The sequence below is a fragment of the Streptomyces sp. YPW6 genome (genome assembly GCF_018866325.1).
In the GTDB taxonomy this organism is placed as follows: Bacteria; Actinomycetota; Actinomycetes; order Streptomycetales; family Streptomycetaceae; genus Streptomyces.
This window is the reverse complement of record NZ_CP076457.1, coordinates 2,540,440-2,564,895: the sequence shown is the minus strand read 5'-3', so window position 1 is coordinate 2,564,895 and position 24,456 is coordinate 2,540,440. Positions and strand designations below refer to the sequence as shown.

General features: G+C 71.9%; 21 protein-coding genes. 14 read left to right on the top strand and 7 right to left on the bottom strand.

Going from position 1 to position 24,456, the window contains the following annotated elements:
* Positions 1–201 precede the first annotated feature (201 nt).
* Together KME66_RS11065 and KME66_RS11060 are read right to left on the bottom strand one after the other, a co-directional pair.
* On the bottom strand, positions 202–1,413 hold the full coding sequence (locus KME66_RS11065; protein ID WP_216321508.1) for a pyridoxal phosphate-dependent aminotransferase: 1,212 nt from the start codon (positions 1,411–1,413) through the stop codon (positions 202–204).
* A gap of 250 nt (positions 1,414–1,663) precedes the next feature.
* Entirely contained in the window at positions 1,664–2,476 is an 813-nt protein-coding gene (locus tag KME66_RS11060) for an arylamine N-acetyltransferase (protein ID WP_216321505.1), read from the bottom strand.
* Positions 2,477–2,862: 386 nt separating this feature from the next.
* On the opposite strand from KME66_RS11060, the gene KME66_RS11055 reads away from it, so the two are divergent.
* Together KME66_RS11055 and KME66_RS11050 are read left to right on the top strand one after the other, a co-directional pair.
* Positions 2,863–3,192 (top strand): hypothetical protein, encoded by a 330-nt coding sequence (locus KME66_RS11055; protein WP_216321502.1) that lies wholly within the window; start codon positions 2,863–2,865, stop codon positions 3,190–3,192.
* Between the two features lie 550 nt (positions 3,193–3,742).
* Positions 3,743–4,609 (top strand): serine protease, encoded by an 867-nt coding sequence (locus KME66_RS11050; protein WP_216321500.1) that lies wholly within the window; start codon positions 3,743–3,745, stop codon positions 4,607–4,609.
* A gap of 270 nt (positions 4,610–4,879) precedes the next feature.
* Here KME66_RS11050 and KME66_RS11045 read toward each other — a convergent pair whose 3' ends face one another.
* The gene (locus KME66_RS11045; RefSeq protein ID WP_216321498.1) at positions 4,880–5,701 is read right to left on the bottom strand and encodes a TetR/AcrR family transcriptional regulator; all 822 of its coding nucleotides are present in this window, start codon (positions 5,699–5,701) and stop codon (positions 4,880–4,882) included.
* Between the two features lie 129 nt (positions 5,702–5,830).
* Here KME66_RS11045 and KME66_RS11040 point away from each other — a divergent pair, with 129 nt between their 5' ends.
* Entirely contained in the window at positions 5,831–6,679 is an 849-nt protein-coding gene (locus KME66_RS11040; protein WP_073215440.1) for a siderophore-interacting protein, read from the top strand.
* A gap of 2 nt (positions 6,680–6,681) precedes the next feature.
* Here the strand turns inward: KME66_RS11040 and KME66_RS11035 are convergent, their stop codons facing one another.
* Entirely contained in the window at positions 6,682–8,313 is a 1,632-nt protein-coding gene (locus KME66_RS11035; protein ID WP_216321495.1) for an amidohydrolase family protein, read from the bottom strand.
* Between the two features lie 34 nt (positions 8,314–8,347).
* A complete protein-coding gene (locus KME66_RS11030; RefSeq protein ID WP_216321491.1) occupies positions 8,348–9,697 on the bottom strand; it encodes an alanine racemase in 1,350 nt (449 codons plus the stop codon).
* A gap of 133 nt (positions 9,698–9,830) precedes the next feature.
* Here KME66_RS11030 and KME66_RS11025 point away from each other — a divergent pair, with 133 nt between their 5' ends.
* From KME66_RS11025 to KME66_RS11010, 4 genes are all read left to right on the top strand, one after another.
* Entirely contained in the window at positions 9,831–11,102 is a 1,272-nt protein-coding gene (locus KME66_RS11025) for a PfkB family carbohydrate kinase (protein WP_216321487.1), read from the top strand.
* A complete protein-coding gene (locus KME66_RS11020) occupies positions 11,099–11,863 on the top strand; it encodes an IclR family transcriptional regulator (RefSeq protein ID WP_216321484.1) in 765 nt (254 codons plus the stop codon). The genes KME66_RS11025 and KME66_RS11020 overlap by 4 nt, the downstream gene beginning before the upstream one ends.
* Positions 11,864–11,868: 5 nt before the next feature.
* Positions 11,869–12,279 carry a RidA family protein gene (locus KME66_RS11015; RefSeq protein WP_216321480.1) on the top strand — a complete coding sequence of 137 codons (411 nt, stop codon included), beginning with the start codon at positions 11,869–11,871 and terminating at the stop codon, positions 12,277–12,279.
* A gap of 158 nt (positions 12,280–12,437) precedes the next feature.
* Positions 12,438–13,913: a GntP family permease gene (locus tag KME66_RS11010; RefSeq protein ID WP_216329242.1), complete on the top strand. Its 1,476-nt coding sequence runs from the start codon at positions 12,438–12,440 to the stop codon at positions 13,911–13,913.
* A 40-nt stretch (positions 13,914–13,953) separates the two neighbouring features.
* Here the strand turns inward: KME66_RS11010 and KME66_RS11005 are convergent, their stop codons facing one another.
* Positions 13,954–15,030, bottom strand: coding sequence for a class I SAM-dependent methyltransferase (locus tag KME66_RS11005; protein ID WP_216321477.1), 1,077 nt, complete (start codon positions 15,028–15,030; stop codon positions 13,954–13,956).
* Positions 15,031–15,181: 151 nt separating this feature from the next.
* Between KME66_RS11005 and KME66_RS11000 the strand changes: the two genes are divergently transcribed.
* Positions 15,182–16,483, top strand: a complete 1,302-nt coding sequence (locus KME66_RS11000; RefSeq protein WP_216321474.1) for an Nramp family divalent metal transporter — start codon at positions 15,182–15,184, stop codon at positions 16,481–16,483.
* Between the two features lie 104 nt (positions 16,484–16,587).
* Here KME66_RS11000 and KME66_RS10995 read toward each other — a convergent pair whose 3' ends face one another.
* On the bottom strand, positions 16,588–18,318 hold the full coding sequence (locus KME66_RS10995) for a chitinase (protein WP_073215416.1): 1,731 nt from the start codon (positions 18,316–18,318) through the stop codon (positions 16,588–16,590).
* A gap of 584 nt (positions 18,319–18,902) precedes the next feature.
* Here KME66_RS10995 and KME66_RS10990 point away from each other — a divergent pair.
* The 6 genes from KME66_RS10990 to KME66_RS10965 all read left to right on the top strand — a co-directional run bounded on the left by KME66_RS10990 (position 18,903) and on the right by KME66_RS10965 (position 24,456).
* On the top strand, positions 18,903–19,769 hold the full coding sequence (locus tag KME66_RS10990; protein ID WP_216321471.1) for a hypothetical protein: 867 nt from the start codon (positions 18,903–18,905) through the stop codon (positions 19,767–19,769).
* Positions 19,770–20,026: 257 nt separating this feature from the next.
* Entirely contained in the window at positions 20,027–20,734 is a 708-nt protein-coding gene (cpaB, locus tag KME66_RS10985) for a Flp pilus assembly protein CpaB (protein WP_073215410.1), read from the top strand.
* Between the two features lie 7 nt (positions 20,735–20,741).
* The gene (locus KME66_RS10980) at positions 20,742–22,073 is read left to right on the top strand and encodes an AAA family ATPase (RefSeq protein WP_073215407.1); all 1,332 of its coding nucleotides are present in this window, start codon (positions 20,742–20,744) and stop codon (positions 22,071–22,073) included.
* Between the two features lie 3 nt (positions 22,074–22,076).
* A complete protein-coding gene (locus KME66_RS10975; RefSeq protein WP_216321468.1) occupies positions 22,077–22,511 on the top strand; it encodes a TadE family protein in 435 nt (144 codons plus the stop codon).
* Positions 22,512–22,630: 119 nt separating this feature from the next.
* Positions 22,631–22,969: a TadE/TadG family type IV pilus assembly protein gene (locus KME66_RS10970; protein WP_253208578.1), complete on the top strand. Its 339-nt coding sequence runs from the start codon at positions 22,631–22,633 to the stop codon at positions 22,967–22,969.
* A gap of 149 nt (positions 22,970–23,118) precedes the next feature.
* Entirely contained in the window at positions 23,119–24,456 is a 1,338-nt protein-coding gene (locus KME66_RS10965; RefSeq protein WP_073215397.1) for a CpaF family protein, read from the top strand.

Genomic DNA, 24,456 nt, shown 5'->3' with positions numbered 1-24,456 from the left:
CGAGGGTGCGTGGAACCATCCTACATTGGAACGAGTCTAAAGTTGTCTGCGATCCGGAAGTGTGATCGGTGCACGGCTGTCCGTGACCATCCGCTGCCGAGCTGCCGAGCTGCCGAGCTGCCGAGCTGCCGAGCTGCCGGCCTGCCCGCCTGTCGGCCCGGCTGTGGCTGTCTGCGACCGTCCGCCGGCCGGCCGGCCCGGCTACGGCTGTCCGTAACCGTCCAGGAAGCTGCCGATCCGCGTCACGGCGTCGGTCAGGTCCTCGACCGTCGGCAGGGTGACGATCCGGAAGTGGTCGGGCTCGGGCCAGTTGAACCCGGTGCCCTGGACGACCATGATCCGCTCGGCCCGCAGCAGGTCCAGCACCATCTGCCGGTCGTCCTTGACCTTGTAGACCTTGGGGTCGAGCCGGGGGAAGAGGTACAGCGCCCCCTTCGGCTTCACGCAGGTCACCCCGGGGATCGAGGTCAGCAGGTCGTACGCCGTGTTCCGCTGCTCCAGGATCCGGCCGCCCGGCAGCACCAGGTCCTCGATCGACTGCCGTCCGCCGAGCGCGGTGGCGACCGCGTGCTGTGAGGGCATGTTGGCGCAGAGCCGCATGTTGGCGAGGATCGTCAGCCCCTCGATGTACGAGGTGGCGTGCGCCTTCGGGCCGCAGACGGCCATCCAGCCGGAACGGTATCCGGCCACCCGGTAGTTCTTGGAGAGCCCGTTGAAGGTCAGCACCATGAGGTCCGGGGCCAGGGCCGCCGTCGGGGTGTGGGTCGCGCCGTCGTACAGGATCCGGTCGTAGATCTCGTCGGAGCAGACGACCAGGTTGTGGCGCCGGGCGATCTCGGTGAGCCCGCGCAGCATCTCGTCGTCGTACACCGCGCCGGTCGGGTTGTTCGGGTTGATGATCACCAGGGCCTTGGTCCGGTCGGTGATCTTCCGCTCGATGTCCGCGAGGTCAGGCATCCAGTCGGCCTGCTCGTCGCACCGGTAGTGCACGGCCGTCCCGCCCGCCAGCGAGACCGAGGCGGTCCACAGCGGATAGTCGGGAGCCGGTACGAGCACCTCGTCGCCGTCGTCCAGCAGCGCCTGCATCGACATCTGGATCAGCTCGGAGACGCCGTTGCCCAGGTAGATGTCCTCGACGTCGAGCTCGATGCCCTTGGTCTGGTAGTGCTGCATCACCGCACGCCGCGCGGACAGCAGGCCCTTCGCGTCGCCGTAGCCGTGCGCGCCCGCGACGTTGCGCAGGATGTCCTCGAGGATCTCCGGCGGGCACTCGAACCCGAACGCGGCCGGGTTGCCCGTGTTCAGCTTGAGGATGCGCTGACCGGCCGCTTCCAGCCGCATCGCCTCCTCCAGCACGGGGCCCCGGATCTCGTAACAGACGTTGGCGAGCTTCGTCGACTGGATGACCTGCATGTCCGCGAGCTTACGGCGGCGTTTCACGGGCTGCGCGGGGATTGCTCCCGGCGTACTCCCTCCGGGGCACACCCCGGGTCCGCCCCGTCTTCCATCGCCATGCCCGCCGCCGCCCCGGACCGTGGGATCTCCCGGTCGGGGCGGCGTGGCGGCTTGGAAAGGAGGCGTGGGCGGGCGGGGCGGGTGAGATGCGCCACGCGGGGTCCGCCCGGCCGCCGGGGACGGTCGGACGGGGTCCGCCCCGAAGCCGTCACTCCGGCAGCCGGGTGCCCTCCGGGAGCCGGATGCCGAAGTCGTCCGACAGGACCCGCAGCGCCTCGTCGCCGTCCTTCAGTACCCGCTCCTCGACCGTGCCGTCGTCGGCCGTCTCCATCAGGTCCAGCCCGGCCAGCAGCAGGTGCGCGTGGGGGAGGGTGCGCTGCGCGTACACCGCCTGCCGGAACGGCGAGCGCGGGTGCGTCGCGATGTGCCAGTTGATCACCTCGTAGTCCGGCGCCTCGAACGGCTCCAGGGTGAACGCGTACTGCGACTCCCACGCGCCGCCCTTCTCCGCCTGGAGCTCCCACATCGGCAGCGGTCCGTCGTGCGCGACGTGGACGAGGCGGTGGTGGCGCGGGCCGTCGAACAGCTCGGCGCCCTCCACCAGGGCGATCGGCTCCACCAGGGCGCCGGTCGCCCCGAAGCCGACGTCCGCCAGATACGGATGCGGCTCGCCCTCCACGTCCACCTTCATGAGCATGTGCGTACGCGGCCGGACGTCGCCCGGCGCCGCGCCCAGCAGCACGCGGGCCGCCAGCAGCGTGACGGGGAAGCCGAGTTGCCGCAGGGCGGTGGAGAACAGGGTGTTGTGCTCGTAGCAGTAGCCGCCGCGCCCGCCGCGCACGAGTTTCGCCTCCAGGTCGTCGAGCGCCAGAGACGGGGCGGAGCCGAGGACGGCGTCCAGGTTCTCGAACGGGATGCCGATCAGGTGCGCCCGGTGCAGGGACCGCAGCACCTCCAGGGTGGGGCGGGGCTCGCCGGTCCAGCCGATGCGGGCGAAGTACGCGTCCAGGTCGAGTGTCATACGCCGACCGTACGCAGCCGGGGTGCGGGCGCGCCTCCGCCTGCGGACCGACGTGCGCGCCCGGAGGGCTCGGTCGTTGGACCGAGGGCGCCGGCCCCGGGGGCGAGGGCGGAGGCTGTCGGGTGGGGCCGCCTGCCGGGGCTGCTGGCGGAGGCCGGCCGGGAGCGTCGGGCGGGGCCCGCCTGCCGGAGCCGCCGACAGCCCTCGGGCTGAGCTGCCGACGGCCCCCGGACCGAGCTGCCGAAGGCCCCGGCCTGAGCTGCCGAAGGCCCCCGGTCCGAGCCCCGGACCGGGCTCGGTCCCGAGGTGGGCGGAGCCGTGGACCCCGCCGCTCAGATCTTGCTCAACTCCGGTGAGAGCCGGGTCGGCCCGGGTAGCGGTGGATCATGAGCCTGTTCCGGAAGCCCCAGCCTCTCGCCGTTCTCGTCGTCCGCGACGCCCCCGATGTCGTCACCGGCCTTCGGCGCGCGCTGGAGGCCGCCCCCGACGCCGAGCGCCCGGGACTGGAGCGTGCCCTCGCGCTGGCCGAGGAGTCCGCCCGGCGGCCGGACGGCGAGCTGCGCGGGCGGTGGGTGCGCCAGCGGCTCGACGCCGCCGGGCACGAGGGCCCGGCGGACTCCGTGGAGGCCATCAAGATCCTGCGTCGGGCCGAGCCCGGACTGACGCTTCTCCAGGCGGTGACGTACGCCAAGGAGGCCGCCGCGGCAGAAGCCTGAGCCGGACGGGCGCGCGGCGGAAGGGCCTGCCGGGGCGGTCGCGTACGGGAGTGGGGCCGCGCCCGCATCCGCCGGGGCGCGGAGGAGGCCGCTGCGGAGGGGACCGGCGCGGAGGAGTCCGGCGCGGAGGACTCAAGCGCGGAGGGAGTCGCCCTGGAGCGGGCCGACGTGGAGGGGGCTGGTGAAGAGGTGTCCGGGGTGCGGGAGTTCGGCATGGAGTGAGCCCGGCGCGGAGCCCGCTGCCGATCTCCCCGCCGAGCCTGCAGATCCCGTCGAGCCTGCCGAGCCTGCCGAGCCTGCCGATCCCGCAGATCCCGCAGATCCCGCAGATCCCGCAGATCCCGCAGATCTCGTCGAGCCCGCAGCGCCCGCCGAGCCCACAGCACCCGTCGAGCCCGCCGGTTCTGCCCGTGCGGGGCTGGGCCGACGGCGGCCGTAAGCCGGAGGGGCCGGAATCAGCCCCTTGTGACGGCCTGACATCTGCGCAAGCATGCGCATGTCAAAAGCCGGAAGATCTCCGGCCCTTGGCATCACTGGAGGTACCCCCCACATGAACAAGCCTCTCGTCGGTGCGTTTCTTGCTGCCCTGCTCCTGGGAGCCGGTGCCGCGCCCGTCGTCGCAGCCGAGCCCGCCCAGCGGGCCCAGGCCCGGGAAGCCGCTCCCGTGGCCGGCCCCGCAGTGAAGGCCGTGACCTTCGCCGGGACCGTCGCGCTCAGCAACTGCTCGGGCTCCGTGGTCCGTTCACCCGACTCCGCGCCCACCGACCCCGCCCTCGTGCTCTCCAACGGGCACTGCCTGGAGTCCGGCTTCCCCGGTCCCGGCGAGGTCGTCGTCGACCAGCCGTCCTCCCGTTCGTTCACCCTGCTCGACGCCTCGGGCGACGGCGTCGGCACGCTGAGGGCGAGCAAGGTCGCGTACGGCACCATGACCGACACCGATCTCTCGCTCTACGAAACCACCAGCACCTACCAGCAGATCGAGGACCGCTACGGCATCCGGGCGCTGGAGCTGGAGACGGCCCACCCGAAGGAGGGCGCCGCCATCACGGTCGCCTCGGGCTACTGGAAGCGCACCTACAGCTGCGACATCGACGGCTTCGTCCACCGGCTCAAGGAAGGCCGGTGGACCTGGAAGGACTCCCTCCGCTACACCCCGGAGTGCCGGACCATCGGCGGTACGTCCGGCTCGCCGGTGATCGACGACGCCACCGGCAAGGTGGTCGCCGTCAACAACACCGGCAACGAGAGCGGCCGACGGTGCACGGACAACAACCCGTGCGAGGTCGACGAGAACGGCGAGGTCACCGTCCGCGAGGGCATCAACTACGCCCAGCAGACGTACACCATGGTCCCCTGTATCGGGGCCGGCAGCACGATCGACCTCGACCGTGAGGGCTGCGCGCTGCCCAAGCCGTAGCCGCCTCGCCCGCCGGGAGCGCGGGCCGGGTCTGGCCGGGTCGGCTCGGGCCGGGCCAGGCCCGAGCCTCGGTCGGGGCCTGCCCGTGTGGCCCGGTCGAGGTGTCGCCGGGCCGCGCGACCCGGCCACGGTGCGGTCCGGCCCGTGTGGTCCGGCCGGGGTGTCGTCGGGCCCGCGCGACCCGGCCACGGTGCGGTCCTGCCCGTGTGGCCCGCGCCGTGTGGCCCGCGCCGTCCGGCCCGCGTGGTCCGGTCCGCGCGGCCCGGCCGGTCAGGGCGTGCCGGCGCGCGCCGCCTCGATCCCGTCCAGCAGCACCCCGAGCCCCACCCGGAACGTCTCGCGGGCCTCCCGCTCCGGATACGGCACCGCCTCGGCGCTCCCCGGGACGTCCTGCGGGTACGGCTCCGCCGGGCCCTCCGCCTCCAGGGCGCTCACCGCCGGAAAGCGCTCCGCGAAGTCCGGGACCAGCTCCAGCAGGGCGGCCGAACGTGCCGCCCACCACTCCTCGTCGGGGCTCCCGGTCGCCGCCGCGGCCAGCCTCGCGTCGGCCACCGCCTGCGCCGAGCCGCGTACGAGCGGGAACAGGGTCCCGACGAGCCGCCGCACCACCCCCGCCGCCAGCCCGGTCGCCCGCAGCAGGGTCACCAGCGTGTCCAGGCCCGCGTACTCGTGCGGACCCAGCACCGGCCGTGCCTGCGAGACCTGGAGCACCCAGGGGTGGCGGACGTAGAACTCCAGCATCTCCCCGGCCCACGCGGTGAGCGCCGCCCGCCAGCCGCCCGGTTCCGACTCCGGGTACGCGGTGGGAAGTTCGGCGTGGACGGCGTCGTACATCAGGTCCAGCAGCTCGCTCTTGCCGGGTACGTAGGTGTAGAGCGCCATCGCCGTGCGCCCCAGCCGGTCGCCGACCGCGCGCATCGACAGGGCCCCCATCCCCTCCTCGTCCGCGAGCTCCACGGCCGCCGCCACGATCGCGTCCACGCTCAGCCGCGGCTTGGGCCCCGGGCCGACGCGTGTCGGCGGCGGGGTCTCCGCGCGCCACAGGAGGGAGAGGGAACGGCGCGGATCACCCTGCCCGGCGAAGACCACCACGTGCGACTCCTTATGGCGTAAAGTAACGTGCGGCGGGTAATGCATTACGCCGTAAGGTATCAGTCGGGGGCCGCCGGCGACGCCGGTCGTCGTCGGCGGTGTTCACCAGCGGAAAGGGGTCGGGTCGCGATGGGTCGGGCGCTGTCGGTCACGTACGTGCGGGTCGTGGATGTCGAGCGGGTCACCCCCGGGACGGCGAGGATCGGCTTCACCGCCGACGAGCTGCCGGGGCTCCTGGAGGACCGTCCGGACCAGCAGATGAAGCTCTGCCTGCCGCGCGACGGGCAGCCGGAGCCCCGGCTGCCGGAGTGCGGCTCGGACGATCCGTACGGCATGCGCTGGTACGAGGCGTACCTCGCGATCCCGGAGGCGGAGCGGCCCTGGATGCGCAGCTTCACCGTCCGCTCGTACGACCGCCGGCGCAACGTGATGACCGTGGACTTCGTGCTCCACGGCGCAGGCGGGCCCGCCTCCCGCTGGGGTGCGGCGGCCCGGGTCGGTGACGTCCTCGGCATGGTCGGCCCGTCCTCCCTCTACGCCCGCCCGCTGCCCGAAGCCCGGCGGATGCTCCTCGCCGGGGACGAGACCGCGCTCCCGGCCGTCGCCACGGTGCTGGAGGCGCTGCCGGCCGGGACCGGTGCCGTGGTGTACGCCGAGGTCGCGGACGCGGCGGAGGAGCGGGAGCTGCCGCCCGCGGCCGGGGGAGCCGAGGTTCGGTGGGTGCACCGCGACCGGGGCGGCTCGCTCGTGGACGCCGTACGGGGTGCCGGAGCGGACCTCGACGGGGTGGACGCGGCCTGGGTGGCGGGCGAGGCGTCCGCCGTCCGCGCGCTCCGCCGCCACCTGGTCGAGGACCGTGAACTGCCGAAGTCCGCCGTGGAGTTCAGCGGATACTGGCGGCGCGCGCTCACCCAGGACGACGCCCCCACCGAGGAGGACCTGGCCTGGGCGGCCGAGCGTGCGGCGGACGACTCGTAGCGTCAGACCGCCGGCGCCCCCGCTCCTGAGCCCCGGACGGCCCGCCCCGCCAGGACCGGCGTCCGCCTGCCGTCCTCGATGACGAACCGGCCGTCGATCAGGACGTGCGGGATGCCCACCGGCAGGGTGCGCGGCTCCGCGAACGTGGAGCCCGCCGCCACCGTCTCCGGGTCGAACAGCACCAGGTCCGCGCGGTAGCCCTCGCGCACCAGGCCCCGGTCCGCCAGCCGCAGCCGGGCTGCCGGGCGCGAGGTCAGACGGGCCACGCACTCCTCCAGCGAGAGGATGCCCAACTCCCGCACGTACCGGCCCAGGTACTGCGGGAACGTGCCGTACGCCCGGGGGTGCGGCTTGTCGCCCTGGAGGATGCCGTCGCTGCCGCCGGTGTGCACCGGATGGCGCATGATCTGCCGGACGTTCTCCTCGTGGCCCACGTGCTGGAGGATCGTCGTCCCGAGCCGGTCCTCGGTGAGCAGCCGTCGCGCGGTCGCCCAGGGCTCCTCGCCCCGCAGCCGCGCCGACTCCTCGACCGTCCGGCCCACGTACTCGGCCAGGTGCGGCGCGCTCACGCCGGAGATCTCGATGGTGTCCCACTCGATCGGCACCCCGTGGCAGCCGTCCGAGCCCAGCACCTCCAGATGGTGCCTGATCCGCTCCGCGCTCGCCCGGTCCGCGAGCCGGGTCAGGACCGACTCCGGACCGCCCTCGCTCGCCCAGCTCGGCAGCATCGCCACGAGCGTGGTGCAGCCGGGCGTGTACGGGTAGGTGTCGAGCGAGATGTCGGACCCGGTGGCGAGCGCGTCGTCGAGGAGGGCGAGGAGGTCGGGCGCCCTGCCCTTGTTCACGCCGAAGTTCATGGTGGCGTGGGCGAGATGGAGGGCGCAGCCGGCGTTCCGCGTCAGCCGGACCATCTCCTCGTACGCCTCCAGCGCGCCCGCCCCGTAACTGCGGTGGTGCGGACAGTAGTAGCCGCCGTGCCGGGCCACCACCCGGCAGAGCTCGGTGAGTTCGGCGTCGTCCGCGTACATCCCGGGGGTGTAGGTCAGACCGGACGACATGCCCACCGCGCCCTCGCGCATGCCCTGGTCCACCAGCTCCCGCATACGGGCCAGTTCGGCGTCGGTGGCGGGCCGGTCGTCCCAGCCGGCCGCGTACATCCGGACCGTGCCCTGCGGGATCAGATAGGCGGCGTTGACCGCGATGCCCTGGCCGCCGAAGTTGCGGTCCAGCCGGTCCAGATAGCCGCCGACCGTGCGCCAGTCGAAGTCGATGTCGCTCCCGTCGCCGTTCCAGCCGGTGATGGAGCGGCGGACCTCGGCGAGCGTGCGGTCGTCGGCGGGGGCGTACGACATCCCGTCCTGGCCCAGCACTTCGAGGGTGACGCCCTGTGCCGCCTTCGCGCTGTGGTCCGGGTCGCGCAGCAGCGCCAGATCGCTGTGGGCGTGCATGTCGATGAAGCCGGGGGCGAGCGCGAGGCCGTCCGCGTCCACGGTCCGGGCGGCGGTGGGGCGGGGGCCGGGGGAGCCCTCGGGGCGGATCTCGGCTATGCGGCCGCCGTCGACGGCCACGTCGGCGCGGAAGGAGGGCTCGCCGGTGCCGTCGACGACGAGCGCGTCACGCAGGACCAGGTCCATGGGTGGCCTTTCGGGGCGGGGGAGGGAGGACTGCTCAGAAGAACGTGCGGATGTAGTCCGTGACCGTGCCGTCCGCCTCGACCAGCGGGATCAACTGCCACTTGTCGAAGCTGGTGCAGGGGTGGGAGAGGCCCAGCCCGACCCAGTCGCCCACCTCCAGCTCCGCCCCGTCCTCCGTCCGCACCCAGGCGTGCTGGTCGGACAGGCCGGTGACCGTGACCCCGGTGGCGGGCCGCAGGGAGCCGTCCCGGCCGGAGCGGACCACCTGTGCGTCGGGCAGATCGAGGTCGTACGCCGCGTCCCGCTTCCCCGCGTTGAGGAACGCCTGCTCACCGGTCGGGCGGGAGACGACCTGCGCCCACAGCCGGAAGGCGGGCTCCAGTGCCCCCTCCTCGGGGACGCGGTTGAAGGGGGTCAGGTGCCTGTAGTGCCCGTCGTCGTGCGAGACGTACGCCCCGGAGCGCAGCAACTTCAGCACGGGAAGACTCAGTTCGGGGATCCCGGCGAAGACGTCCGCGACCGCGTCGAACCAGGCGCTGCCGCCCGCGCTGATCACGATCTCCCCGGCCCCGGCGAACCGCTTCTCGCCGTCGAAGGCGGCCGCGAGCGCGACGAGCCGCCGCAGCCACGCCCGTACGCGCTCCGGATCGGCGTCCGGCACCTCGCCCTCGTACCCGGCCACGCCCACCAGGCGCAGCGACCCGGCCGCCGCCACCGCGTCGGCCACGGCCGCGCAGTCGGCCTCCGTGCGGGCCCCGGTGCGCGCGCCCTCGCCCGCGCCCAGCTCCACGACCACGTCGACCGGGCGGGTGGCGCCCGCGGCGCCGAGGGCCGCGTCCATCAGCTCGACGCCGCGCACGGAGTCGACGTAGCAGACGAAGCGGAACGACGGGTCGGCCGTCATCTCCCCGGCCAGCCAGCCGAGGGCGACCGGGTCGACCAGCTCGTTGGCGAGGAAGATCCGGCCGATCCCGTACGCCCGGTAGACCCGCGCCTGGTGCGGCACGGCGGCCGTGATGCCCCACGCGCCGCGCTCCAGCTGGTCCACGAAGAGCTGCGGGGACATGGACGTCTTGCCGTGCGGGGCGAACGCGAGGCCGTGGCGCTCCGCGTACGTCTCCAGGAGGTCGAGGTTGTGGGCCACCGACTCGGCGGAGAGCGCGAGCACGGGGGTGGTGAACCCGCCGGTGAAGAGGTTGCGGCGCTCGGCTGCCAGCGCCCCGACGGTCAGGCCCTCCGCGTCCGGGGGCAGTGCCTTGAAGCGGTGGTCGACGCGCTCGTCGGCGAGGCCCGCCGCGAGGGAGGCGGCGCGGCCGGCCGCCGGGGACGCGGCCCGGTCGGTCTGCGTGGACGCGGTGCGGTCGGTGGGGCTTTCGGCTGCCAAGGGAAGCTCCTCGAAGTTCGTTGCAACATATGCAACACCCATTGCGTATATCGCTCAACGCTGTCTAACATCCGAGCCGATGCCCGGTCAATGGTGACCACCGGCCCGCACACCGATCAGCGAGGAGCCCTCAGTGTCCGGACCCGCAGCAGGGGCGGCCGTCGCCGGCACGGCCACCGATGTCGTCTGTCTCGGTGAGTCCATGGTGACGTTCCTGCCGTCGCAGCCCGGCCGCCTCGCCGACGTGCCCTCCTTCGGGCGCGGGATCGGCGGGGCCGAGTCCAACGTGGCCTGCGCGCTCGCCGCCGCCGGGCACCGGGCGGCGTGGGTCGGCCGGGTCGGCGCGGACGGGTTCGGCGACCACCTCGTGGAGGCGATCGCGTCGTACGGGGTCGACACGTCGGCGGTCCGCCGCGATCCGGCCCGCCCGACCGGCATCTACTTCCGGACGGCCACCGACCGGGGGGCCGGTACGCACGAGGTCGCGTACTACCGGGCGGGGTCGGCGGCGTCCGCGATGTCGCCGGCCAACATGCCGTACGGCGAACTGTTCGCGGGGCGCGTCCTGCACCTGTCCGGGATCACGGCGGCGCTGTCGGAGGACTGCCTGGCGCTGCTGCGGGAGCTGACGGCTCCGCGGGCCGGGCGCCCGCTGGTCTCCTTCGACGTGAACCACCGGCCGCATCTGTGGCGGGGCGGGAACGCGGACGCCACCGTGCTGTTGGACCTGGCCCGCCGCTGCGACCTGGTGTTCGTCGGGGAGGACGAGGCGGAGGAGGCGTGGGGGATCGTCGGCGCCGAGGCGATCCGGGCGGCGGTTCCGGAGCCCGCCGCGCTCGTGGTGAAGCGGGGGAGCGCGGGCGCGACGGTGTTCGCCTCGGAGCTCCGCCCCGGACCCGGCGTCCCCGCCGCCGCCCGCGGGTCCGGGGACGCCGTCGCAGCCCGCGCGTCGCGTGTGGAAGGGGACGGGGACGCCGTCGCAGCCCGCGCGTCGCGTGTGGAAGGGTCCGGGGACGCCGCCGTGGCCCGCGCGTCGCGTGCGGAAGAGGCCAAGGACGCGTCCGGCCCCGCCTTCCCCGCGGCAGGAGGGGCGGAAGGCGGCGACACCGTCACCCACGTCCCCGCCCTCCGGGTCGAGGTCGTCGCCGCCGTCGGAGCGGGCGACGCCTTCGCCGCCGGGTTCCTCTCCGCGACCCTGCGGGGACTGCCCGTCCGCGACCGCGCCCGGCACGGACACCTCATGGCCGCCGCCGTTCTCACCGTCCCCGGCGACCTCACGGAACCGCCCGCCCGCGACCACGCCGACCGCCTCGCCGCCCTCGACGACGGCGCCTGGGGGAGACTTCGTCTCGGCCCCGGCTGGACCGCAGCCGGCCGGCCCTCCGAGGAGGTACGCACACCATGAGCCAGACCGTCGACCGGGCACTGAGCATCCTGCCGCTGCTCGCCCAGGGACCCGCCGACCTCGGCCAGGTCGCCGAGCGGCTCGGCGTCCACAAGTCCACGGCGCTGCGCCTGCTGCGTACGCTCCACGAGCACGGCCTCGTCTACCGCCAGGAGGACCAGCGCTACCGCCTCGGCGCCCGGCTCTTCGCGCTGGCGCAGGAGGCCGTCGAGAACCTCGACGTACGCGAGATCGCCCACCCCCACCTGGTCGCCCTGAACGACCGGTGCGGGCACACCGTCCACCTCGCCGTGTACGAGGAGCAGGAAGTCCTCTACATCGACAAGGTCGAGAGCCGCTACCCGGTCCGGATGTACTCCCGGATCGGGAAGCCCGTCGCGATCACCGTCGCGGCCGTCGCCAAGCTGCTGCTCGCCGACCTCACCGAGCCCGAGCGGCGCGCGATCGCCGACAAGCTCGACTACCCCATGTACACGTCCCGTTCGACGCCCGACGCGGCCGCCTTCCTCAAGGAACTGGCCGTCGTGCGCGAACAGGGCTGGGCCACCGACCTCGGTGGCCACGAGGAGTCCATCAACTGCATCGGCGCCCCCATCCGCGGCGCGGACGGACGGGTCGTCGCGGCCATGTCGGTGTCCGCACCCAATGTGGTCGTCACGGCCGAGGAACTCCTCACCCTGCTCCCGCTGGTCCGGCGCACCGCCGAGACCATCAGCCGGGAGTACTCCGGCTCCGGCACCAACCGACCCAGGAAAGTCTGAATCCCATGACCGAGAAGACCGCCCTCACCCCCTCCACCCACACCACGCCGCCCGCGAAGTTCTCGCACGGCGTGAAGAAGGGGAACATCCTCCAGGTCGCCGGCCAGGTCGGTTTCCTCCCGGCCGTCGAGGGCCGGGCCCCGACGCCCGCCGGCCCCACCCTGCGCGAGCAGACCCTCCAGACCTTCGCCAACGTCAAGGCGATCCTGGAGGAGGGCGGGGCGAGCTGGGACGACGTGATGATGATGCGCGTCTACCTCACCGACGTGGACCACTTCGCTCAGATGAACGAGATCTACAACGCCTACTTCGCCGAGCAGAACCTGAAGGAGGCGCCCTCGGCGCGGACGACCGTCTACGTGGGCCTGCCCAAGGGCCTGCTCATCGAGATCGACGCGCTCGCGGTGCTGGGCTGACCCTCCCCGCACCCGCCAGGACCGTCCGGCCCTCTCCCCGCTGATCCTTTGCCTCACACGCAGAACCTCTCCCGCAGTACGCCGTACGGCACGGCGCCCCGCTTCCCGGGGGCGCCGTGCCGCGCTCCCCCCTGCCCTCCAGCACCATCGGAGTCCCCATGCTGCTCGCCGCCACGCCCCCGCCGGCCGAGACCCCACCGCACACCGGTGGACTGCTCCTCCTGATCGACGGCACCGCCGGTCTGCTGACCGTCGCCGCCCTCGGGATCGCCCTCCTGCTCTTCCTGATCATCAAGGTCAGGCTCCAGCCGTTCGTCGCCCTGCTCGCGGTCTCCATAGCCGTCGGCCTCGGCGCCGGTCTCTCGGTCACCGAACTCTTCGGCACCGTGCAGAAATCCGCCGCCGTCTCGGTCGTCGAATCCGGCATGGGCGGCATCCTCGGCCATGTCGCGATCATCATCGGACTCGGCACCATGCTCGGCGCGATCCTCGAAGTGTCCGGTGGGGCCGAGGTGTTGAGCGCCCGCCTGCTGAACGCCTTCGGGGAGAAGCGCGCCCCTCTCGCCATGGGCATGACTGGCCTCGTCTTCGGCGTCCCGGTCTTCTTCGACGTCGGCATCTTCGTCCTCGCGCCGATCGTCTACGCCGCCGCCAAGCGCTCCGGGAAATCGATCCTGCTCTACGCCATGCCGCTGCTGGCGGGCCTGTCGATGACCCACGCGTTCCTGCCGCCGCACCCCGGTCCGGTGGCCGCCGCCGGACTCTTCAACGTGTCCCTGGGCTGGGTCATCCTGATGGGCATCGTCGTCGGCATCCCGTCCGTCATCGCCGCCTGGGGCTACTCCGCCTGGATCGGCAAGCGGGTCTTCGTCGACGTCCCGCAGGACATGGTGGAGGCCGCCGAGGAGGCCAAGGCCGCCGTCGCCGCCGAGCAGCGCGCCGCCGGCGTCACCCCGCACGAGAAGCCGGTCCCGCTGCTCACGGTGCTCGCGATCATCGGCACCCCGCTGGTCCTGATCCTCGCCGCGACGTTCTCCTCGATCGCCCTGGACCCCTCCACACCGCGCTCGGTGATCGAGTTCTTCGGCAACCCGTTCGTCGCCCTGACGATCGCCCTGTTCCTCGCGTACTACCTGCTGGGCATCCGGCGCGGCTGGTCCCGGAAGTCCCTGGAGTCCGTCTCCACGTCCTCGCTCAAGCCCGTCGGCAACATCCTCCTGGTGGTCGGCGCGGGCGGCGTCTTCGGCGCGGTCCTCAAGGGCAGCGGCATCGCGGACGCGCTCGCCGACACCTTCAACGACGTCGGCCTGCCCGTCATCCTGCTCGCCTGGCTGATCTCGGTCGTCCTGCGCGTCGCCCAGGGCTCGGCGACCGTCGCGATCGTCACCACGGCCGGAATCGTGGTGCCGCTGGTCGAGGGCCAGGACCTCTCCCAGGCCCACCTCGCGCTGATCATCATGGCGATCTCGGCGGGCTCGATCTTCGCCTCGCACGTCAACGACGGCGGCTTCTGGATGGTGTCGAAGTACTTCGGCATCAGCGAGCGCGACACCCTGAAGTCCTGGACGGTCCTGGAGACGGTTCTCTCGGTCGCGGGCTTCGTGGTCGCCGCCCTGCTCAGCCTGGTCGTCTGACGACTGCCGGCACGGGGGCGGGGCGCCGTGCGCCCCGCCCTCAACCGCCCTTCCGCGCCACGTAGTAGACGTTCAGGATGTCGCCCTCCACCTCGCGCACCTCGACGTCCCCGAAGCCCGCCTCCGCCAGCATGCGCAGTGCGGTCTGCCTGCCCCACACGGTCCCGAGGCCCGCCCCGCCCTCGCCGAGCGAGACCGTCATGCAGTAGAAGACCGAGAAGGTGTAGAGCGTGGGACCCAGCGGGTGGTCGAGGTTCTCCTCCAGCCTGCTGGAGGCCGCGATGTCCCCCATCAGGAAGACCCCGTCGTCCCGCAGCGCACCGGCGACGGCCGCCAGGGTCTCCGCCGGGCGGGCCAGGTCGTGGATCACGTCGAAGGCGGTCACCAGGTCGTACGAGCCGGTCACCGCGGCCGCGTCCGCCAGCTCGAAGCGCGCGTTGGGCAGGCCCAGCCGCGCCGCCTCCTCCCGTGCCGCCGCGATCCCGCCCTCCGACATGTCCACCCCGGTGAAGCGGCTGGCCGGGAACGCCCGCGCCAGCAGGTTCACCACATGCCCCTGTCCCGTACCGACGTCGAGCGCGTCCAGGCCGGATCCCGAACCCAGCCGCTCCGGCAGACCGGGCACCAGCGGAATGATCGCGTCGACCAGCGCCGCGTCGTACACCCGGGCCGTCTCCTCGGCCTGGAGCTCCTGGAACTTCGGGTACGAGGAATAGGGCACCCCGCCCCCGTCCCGGAACGCCGTGACCACCTCGTCCTCGACCTGCCCGATCAGGGCGAGGTCCTGGAGGAAGGAGGCCATATTGTCCGGCCCGGAGGCGCGGCACAGGGAGGCTGCGTGCTCGGGCGGCAGCCGGTACGTACCGTCCTCCGGCTCGTAGCCGACGATCCCGCCGACCGTCACCCCGCCCAGCCACTCGCGCACATAGCGCTCGTTCAGTCCGGCGGCCTCGGCGATCTGCTCACTCGTCGACGGTGGCAGCTGCGCCATCACGTCGAACAGCCCCGTCCGGTGCCCGAGACTGCACAGATACCCCAGACAGGCATCGTTGAGGATCTGCGCCATCCGCCCGGCGAACTCCTCCTGCCGGACGGGATCCACGGTCGTCTGCGTCATGTCGCCTCCCGGGAAAGGCCGCAGCGCATCGCCGGAGCTGCCCGCTCGCCCCCTCCGTCCGCCGCTCACTGCCGGCCGGTGGGCCCCCTTGAATTTTACTGCGGCGCACGCCCTCTTGTGCTGTCCCGCCGATTGCGCTTCCTTGATCGGCATGGCGGACACGAGGGCAACCACGCAGACAGGGGAGCCGGCCTCCCGACCGCGCACGTCCAGTTGGAAGTACATCGGCCCCGGCATCGTCGTCGCGGCGACCGGGGTCGGGGCCGGGGACCTGGTCGCGACGCTGATCGCGGGCAGCACGTTCGGCTACACCCTGATGTGGGCGGCGGTGATCGGCTGCGTCGTCAAGATCTCGCTCGCCGAGGCCGCCGGCCGCTGGCACCTGGCGACCGGCCGCACGCTCTTCGACGGCTGGCGCAGCCTGGGCCCGTGGACCACGGTCTACTTCGCGATCTACGTCGTGGTCTGGGGCTTCCTCTACGGGGCGACGGCCATGTCCTCCAGCGCCCTGCCCGTCGTGGCGCTCTTCCCCGACGGCCCGGGGCTGAAGTTCTGGGCGATCGTGACCGGGCTGACCGGGCTGGTGTTCGTCTGGTTCAACCGGTACGCCGTCTTCGAGAGGGTCATGACGGTCCTGATCGGCGTCATGTTCGTGGTGGTCGTGTACGTGGCGATCCGGGTCGCCCCGGACGCCGGGGCCGCGTTCGCCGGGCTGCTGCCCGTACTGCCGGACGGCTCGCTCCTCTACACCCTCGGGCTGATCGGAGGCGTCGGCGGCACGATCACCATGGCCGCCTACGGGTACTGGGTCAACGCCAAGGGCTGGAGCAACACCTCCTGGATGAAGGTCATGCGGCTCGACAACCGGGTCGCCTACATCACCACCGGGATCTTCGTCGTGGCGATGCTCGTCGTCGGCGCGGAACTGCTGCACGCGTCCCGGACCGCCCTCGCCTCCGGCGACCGCGGGCTGATCGACCTGGGCACGGTGCTGGAGGACCGCTTCGGCGCGGGCACCGCCAAGCTCTTCCTGGTCGGCTTCTTCGCCGCGTCGTTCTCGTCGCTGATCGGGGTCTGGCACGGGGTGAGCCTGATGTTCGCGGACTTCGTGGAGCGGTTCCGCGCCCCGGCGGCCCCCGGGGAGGAGCACGCCGGTCCGGCCGTCGCCGACCGGCAGCAGCGCTCGCTGCCCTTCCGCGCCTACCTCCTCTGGCTGACCTTCCCGCCGATGGCCCTGCTCTGGCTGGACCGGCCCTTCGGCCTGGTCATCGCCTACGGCGTCCTCGGCGCCTTCTTCATGCCGTTCCTGGCCCTGACCCTGATCTGGCTGCTCAACTCCTCCCGTACGCCCAGGGAATGGCGCAACGGATGGGTCAGCAACGGCATGCTCGCCCTCTCCGGGCTGCTGTTCGTCGTCCTGTGCGTCCAGCAGGTGCGCGACCTGCCCTGGTGACGGGCTGGCGCCGACGGAACGCCGCAGCGCCGCCGGGGGAGCGGCGGCGCTGCGGGTTCGGGGTGATACGCCGGTGGTGCGTGGTGCGTGGTGCGTGGTGCGGGCTACGGCAGGCTGCGGACGTGCGGCCCGACCGCCTTCGACCAGGCGAACCCGGCCGTCGCGTCCCAGTTCGTCGACCAGGTCATCGCGCCGCGCAGCGACGGGTAGGTCTTCGACGGCTTGAACGAGCCGCAGTTGGTGCCCTTGGCCAGGCAGTCCAGTGCCGCGTTCACGACCGACGGGCTGACGTAGCCGCTGCCCGCGCCCCGGGTGGACGCCGGGACGCCGATGCCGACCTGCGACGGGTCGAGGCCGCCCTCCAGCTGGATGCAGGCGAGCGCGGTGAGGAAGTCCACCGAACCCTGCGAGTAGACCTTGCCGTCACATCCGAGCATCGAACCGCTGTTGTAGTACTGCATGTTGACGACGGTCAGGATGTCCTTGATGTTGAGCGCCGTCTTGAAGTACTCGCCCGACGTCGACTGCATGTCGATCGTCTGCGGGGCCATCGTGATGACCAGTCCGCTGCCCGCCTTCGCCGACAGCTGGCGCAGCGCCTTCGTCATGTAGGTGGCGTTGAGGCCGTTCTCCAGGTCGATGTCGACCCCGTTGAACCCGTAGTCCTGCATCAGCGCGTACACCGAGTCGGCGAACGCGGTGGCCGAGGCGTCGTTGTTGACCCGGACCGTGCCCAGCTCGCCGCCGATCGAGATGATGACGTTCTTGCCCTGGGCCTGCTTGGTCCTGATGTCGGCCCGGAACTGGGCGTCCGTGTACCCGTTCAGCCCGGCCGTGTCCAGGTTGAAGGTGACCTGGCCCGGCGTCGGCGTGGCGTCCGCGAAGGAGACCGCGATGATGTCGTAGTCGGCCGGGACGTCGGTGAGCTTCTGCACGGCGGCGCCGTTGTTGAAGTTCTGCCAGTAGCCGGTGACCGCGTGCTTGGGCACAGCGGGGCCGGGGCCGGGGCCCGTGCCCTCCTTGGCCGTACGGGCGGTGATGGCCGCCGACTTGACCGACTCGCCGGCCGCGTTGGTGGCGCTCACCGAGAACTGGTAGGCGGTGTCCGCGGTCAGGCCGGTGACGGTCGCCGAGGTCCCGGTGGAGGTGGTCGCCTGCACACCGTTCCGGTACACCTTGTAGCCCGTGGCGCCGGACACCGCGTTCCAGGACAGCGCCACGGAGGACGTGGTTGTGGCGCCCGCGGTCAGGCCCGCCGGGGCCCCGGGGATGACCGGCCCGGGGTCCTCGCCGCCTCCGCCGTCGGGGCCCCTCACCTCGATGTCGTCGGCGAAGTAGGCGGCCTGTCCGTACCAGCCGTGGGTGTAGACCGTCACCGACGTGGTGTTGGCACCGGTCGTGAAGCTGGTGGACAGCTTGGTCCAGGAGGAGGAGCCCGGCGTCCAGGTGGAGACGTCGGTGGTCCCCGTACCGTTCACACCGAGGTAGGCGTAACCGCCCTGCACCCAGGAGCTGAGCGCGTACGTCGAGTTGGGCTTCACCTTGACCGACTGCGTGCACTTGGCGTTGTCCTGGCCGGCCGGGGTGGCCTTCAGCGCGGACGCACCGCTGCGCACGGGGGAGGAGACGGCGGCGCCGCTGTTCCCGGAACAGGTCCAGTTGGCGAGACCCGACTCGAAGCCCGGGTTCTTGGCGTTGTTGACGTCGGCGGCCTGGGCGGTGCTCACGAGCCCGGTGACGGTCAGGGCGGCGGCCGTGGCGACCGCCAGGGTGCCACCGAGCAGGGGACGGGAGCTGCGGCGTCGTCGGCGATTGCGTCCTGCGGAGCGTTCCACTGGTGCCTCCGGGGGGAGTTGGGGGGGCCGGGGATGGGCGGTGCAGTGCAGCGGGGTGCAGTGCGCATAAACTGGTCCAGACCAATCGAGTTGTCAAGACCTCTGGCAGTGAAAGGCGGTCCGCCGACGCGCGTGCGCGGTGGTGCGGCCACCCCCGTACGGGGGTGGCGGGCGGTGGATTCCCGGCCCGGGAACGTTGTCGCGGCCGTGCGCAGCCCCCCGCACGAGTGATCCTGCGGAAGATCTTCGGACGGTCACGGAAACACCCTTACGGAAAAGAGGGTGCCCCCCGTGCAATCCGAGGTGACGTGCGCGAATGGATACGTGATCGAAAAGCGGACGCCAGATCCGGTAACGCTCCGCAGTGGACGTCACGTTGGGAGAAATCGATTTCATCCCGTTTAGCACCCGGCCGCCGTTGGAACGGTGTTCGCAGGGTGCCGTACTGGTCACCGGTAACTGTTCTCTGCCTGGTGAGACGTGGCTAAAGTGCTGGGGCAGGAGCACGGAGCAGGAGCGATTGCGGTCGGCGTCCCCACGCCGGCCGGAGCCGAAACGGGGAGAGCGTGCCGACCGCGATAGCAGTGACGAGCGCAGACCTGGTGCTGCCGCCCACCGACCAGCAGACACCGACCGCCGCTCTGCTCCAGGCCCCCGAGGCCCAGGTGCTGGAGCTGGCGATCGGCGACATGCACCTGCTGCTGGAACAGCACGGGTATGTGATCGCCCTCTACCCCTCGGGTATCAGGCCCGAGCACGAACGCCGCCTGCACTCCATCCGCTCGGTGCTGGAGAGTGACCGGATCGCCCTGGTCAAGGTGGATCTCCCGCCCCTCGGCGTCGCGGTCCTGGTGCGCCAGCTGCGGCAGTTGTCCATCTGCGACTTCAGCCCCGGGGTGGTCGCCTCCGCCGCCCGGCTGCTGTCGCACTACATCTACGCGGGCGCCCTCCTCAACTCCGTCGCCCGGCTCGACCGGGTCCCTGTCAGCCTCAAGAGCCACGCCAAGTCCTGGGTTCCCGGCTCGCAGTTCGCCGTTCTCGCCGGCCCCGAGCCGCAGCTGGTGAAAGTGGGACCGGCCGCCGAGCCCCTGACGGGCCCGGATTTCGGTACGCATCTTCTGGTGGCCCACGGGAATCTGCAGTCGGACTGGGTACAGGAGACCCTCGCGCCCGCCTGGAAGGTCCAGGCCATTCACGACACCTCGGTCCCGGCCGACTCGCCCCGCTGGTGGGGCACGGGAAAGCTGGTGGAGTTCGCCGCCCACCTTCCGGACCTCTCCGTGCTGTATCAGCTGGTTTCCTCCGTCCGCCGGGAAAAGTGCCACTGGTGCTCCATGGAACTCATCGGCGACCGCTGCGCATTCTGTTCGGCACCGCTTCCGGCGCCGGAGAACCGCGCGCTGCCCGCCGGTGTCCCCCATCATGGGGCCGACGCATCACCGGGCCCCTGACGCGACCGCACCCCGACCACCGCCCCCGCCGACCGCGCCGTCCCCGCGCCCGGCCTGCGAACCACCGCCTCCCCGGCGGCCACCGCGGACGCAGCCGCGGATGTAAGCGCGTAACCGCTCCACAGCAGACCCCGCTCCACAGCACGACCCCGCTCCACGGTGTGACTCCGTCCCACAGCACGACTCCGCTCCACAGCACCGCTCACTCCGTCCGCTGTCCGCTCCACGCATACGATTCGAACGAGGTTGCCCGGACCATGAACTCCCGCCAGCGCCGCGGCGTGATACTCCTGCTCCTGTCGGTCCTGTGCGCCTTCGCCGCCTTCGCCGGCGTGCTCTCGGTGATCAGCGATGTCAACTCGAAGGTCGGGCCCGAGGTGACGGCGTATCGGCTGAAGACCGACGTGGCTCCGTACACCGCCCTGAAGAGCGGCCAGTTCGAGAAGATCAAGATGCCTGAACGCTGGCTCTCGGAGAACGCCGTGACCGACCTGAGGGAGGTCGAGTCGAAGATCGCGGTGACCGAACTGCGCCGAGGGTCCCTGCTCCAGTCGGACATGATGGTCCGCAAGCCCGAACTCCGCGCGGGTGAGCAGGAGATCGCCATCATGATCGACGCATCCACGGGCGTCGCGGGCAAGATCACACCGGGCGCCACGGTCAACATCTACGCCACCTTCGCCGGTGAGCAGCAGGGCGACCCGGCCCAGTCCAAGGTCATCGTCTCCAACGCCAAGGTGCTGGACGTCGGTGAGCTCACCGCCCTCGACCCGAGCGCCAACGACCGGGGCACCCGGGCCACCGAGGCCGTGCCGATCACCTTCGCCCTGAACACGCTGGACACCCAGCGCGTCGCCTACGCCGAGTCGTTCGCGGAGCACGTCCGCCTCGCGCTCGTCGCGCCCGGCAGCGACGGCACCATCCGTCCGGGGGACCGCACCTACACGCTCGACAAGGACAAGTGAGGACGGGATGACCACGAGAATCCTCCCGGCCGTCGGTGACATCGACGCGGCCCGGTCCGTCACCACCCTGCTCAGCCAGCTGCCCGACGCCGAACCGGCGACCCCCGTGGGCGACTCCACCCAGCTCATCGACACCCTGGCCCGCCTCGCCGGCGAGGCGCTGGACGAACTCCCCGAGGTGGTGCTGGTCCACGAGCGGATCGGCCCGGTCCCGGCCCTGGAGCTGATCCGGGAGGTGTCGCTGCGGTTCCCGTCCGTCGGCGTCGTCCTGATCACGGCCGACGCCAGCCCGAGCCTCTTCGCCAACGCGATGGACTCCGGCGCCCGCGGCCTGGTCACCCTCCCGCTGAGCTACGAGGAACTCGCCAACCGCGTCCAGGCGGCGGCTCAGTGGTCCTCCGGGGTGCGCCGCCATCTCACCCCCGGGAACGACGTCCTCACCGGTCCCGGCGGCACCGTCGTCACGGTCACCGGAGCCAAGGGCGGCGTCGGCGCGACCGTCACCGCCATCCAACTCGCCCTGGCGTCCCAGGCGTCCGGCCACACGGTGGCCCTGGTGGACATGGACCTCCAGACCGGGGACATCGCCTCGTTCCTCGACGTCCAGTTCCGTCGCTCGCTGGTCGACCTCGCCCTGATCACCGACATATCACCCCGGGTCCTGTCCGACGCGGTGTTCTCCCACTCCACCGGCCTCGCCCTGCTCCTCGCGCCCGGCGAGGGCGAACGCGGCGAGGAGGTCAGCGACCGCTCGGCCCGCCAGATCGTCAGCGCGCTGCGCACCCGCTACGAGATCGTCGTCATCGACTGCGGCGGCCAGATGAACGGGGCCAACGCGGCCGCCGTCGAGATGGCGGACGTGGCCCTGCTGGTCACCACCCCCGACGTGGTCGCCGTGCGCGGCGCGAAACGCGTCGTACGGATGTGGGAACGGCTCCAGATCCGCAAGGCGGAGGAGACGGTCACCCTCGTCAATCGCTTCACCCGCAACACCGAGATCCAGCCGCCGCTGATCCAGAAGATCACCGGCACCCGGGTCGCCTCGGCGGCGGTCCCCGCGAACTTCAAGGAGCTCCAGGCGTCCATCGACTCCGGACGCCTGCACGAACTGGACGCCAAGAGCACGGTCAAGCAGGCGCTCTGGGGCCTGGCGGGCGAGCTGGGCCTCGTCAAGGAGAGCGCGCCGGGCAAGAAGGGCGCGACGGGCAGGAAGAGCGGCACCGCCCTGGTGAGACGGAACGGCGGCGCCTTCACGAACGACCGGGGCTCGATCGGACGCCCGCGCCGCCGGCGCGACGGCTTCGGCGGCGGCCCCGCAGACTCCGAGGGGACACGTTGAGCGATGACGACCACGCGAACAGCCCGCAGCGGCATACGGGGGCGGATCACCGCCCTACATGACCGGGGGGACCGGGACCGCGGCCAGACGGCCGTGGAGTTCCTAGGCATGACCCCCTTCATCATCCTGATCATGCTGGTGCTCTGGGAGTGCGCCCTGATCGGCTACACGTTCAGCCTCGCGGGCAACGCCGCGGACGTGGGGGCGCGCAAGGGCAGCGGGGCGGAGTTCGGGGCGTCGGCCGCGTGCCGGGAGGGCGCGCTGAGGGACCTGCCCGGCGCCTGGTCGGGGAGCGCCGACGTCACCTGCCGCGAGGGCGGCAGCCTGTACGAGGCCACGGTGGAGCTGAAGGTCCCGGTGCTGGTGCCGGGCCTGTTCGACCTCGACACCGAGATCAAGGGCACGGCCGGATCGCCGATGGAGACGCAGTCATGGTGAGGACCCGTGTCATGGTGAGGAGCCGTGCCGGCGTGAGGACCCGTGTCGGCGTGAGGACCCGTGCGGACAGCGAGCGCACCCCCTCCGCACGCTCGAGGGCCGACCGGGGACAGGTCGCCATGGAGTACCTCGGCTTCCTCCCCCTGCTGCTCCTCGTCGCGATGGCGGCCATCCAGCTCGGCATCGCCGCGTACGCCGCCAACCAGGCGGGCACGGCGGCCCGTGCCGGAGCCCGTACGGAAGCCAGCGTGGACGCCCGGGGCACCGGCGAGGGCAACGCGCGTGAGGCGGTGAGCGACTGGGTGGAGGACGGCGGATTCACCTACCGCAGGACCGGCGGCCGGGACATCACGGTCACGGTCGAGGTGACGGTGCCCTCCATCGTGCCGGGACTGGACGACTGGACGGCCACGCGGAGCGCGACGATGCCCAACGAGCACGTCGGATCCGGCTTCTGACCCGCCCAGCCCGGTACTCCGCCCCCGACGCCCTGACGACGCACCGCCCGACGATCTGACAAGGCAGCACCCCGACGCCCCGACAACCTGACGCCCTGACGACCTGACGACCCCGACAACGCGACGACCCGACGAGGAGAGTTACGCACATGAGCCTGCGGGCACGCATGACCGCTCCGGAGGAGCAGGGCGGGGCGCGGGAGGACGGCCATCTGGTGGCCACCTACCGGGCCAAGCTGCTGGAGGAGATCGACCTCGCGGAGATGTCCTCGCTTGCCGCCGCCGACCGGCGGGCCCGGCTGGAGCGCGTCCTCGGCCACATCATCAGCCGCGAGGGCCCGGTCCTCTCCACGGTCGAACGCTCGCAGCTCATCCGCCGCGTCGTGGACGAGGCGCTCGGCCTCGGCATCCTGGAACCGCTCCTGGAGGACGCGTCCATCACGGAGATCATGGTCAACGGCCCCGACCAGATCTTCGTCGAACGCAACGGCAGGGTCGAACAGCTGCCGATGCGCTTCGGCTCCCACGAGCAGCTGATGCAGACCATCGAGCGGATCGTGTCGACCGTCAACCGCCGCGTCGACGAGTCCAACCCGATGGTCGACGCCCGCCTCCCCAGCGGCGAGCGTGTCAACGTGATCATTCCACCGCTGTCGCTGACCGGCGCGACGCTCACCATCCGCCGCTTCCCGCGCTCCTTCACGCTCCAGGAGATGATCGGCTTCGGGTCACTGGACGAGCAGATGCTGGTGCTGCTCGCCGGGCTCGTCCAGGCCAAGCTCAACATCATCGTCTCGGGGGCCACCGGCACCGGCAAGACGACCCTCCTCAACGCGCTCTCCGGCCTGATCCCCGACGCCGAGCGCATCGTCACCATCGAGGACTCCGCCGAACTCCAGCTCCAGCAGAGCCATGTGATCCGACTGGAGTCCCGCCCGGCGAACGTCGAGGGCAAGGGACAGATCACCATCCGCGACCTGGTCCGCAACTCGCTGCGTATGCGGCCCGACCGGATCGTCGTCGGTGAGGTCCGGGGCGGCGAGTCGCTCGACATGCTCCAGGCGATGTCCACCGGTCACGACGGGTCGCTGGCCACCGTCCACGCCAACAGCGCCGAGGACGCGCTGATGAGGCTCCAGACTCTCGCCTCGATGTCGGAGGTCGAGATCCCCTTCGAGGCGCTGCACGACCAGATCAACAGCGCCGTCGACGTGATCGTCCAGCTCACCCGGCACGCGGACGGCGCCAGGAAGATCACCGAGATCGCGGTCCTGGACAGCCACGGCCGCGACCCGTACCGCATCGTCACGGTCGCCCGCTTCAACGCCCAGCCGATGGCTCCCGACGGCCGGATCTACGGCGACTTCCAGTACCTCCCGCTGCCCCGGAGGCTCGCCGAGCGCCTCTACCTGGCCAGCCAGCCCATCCCGCAGGCGTTCGGCGTCGCCCAGTCCGCCGAACAGCTCGCCACCCGAGAGGCCAACTAG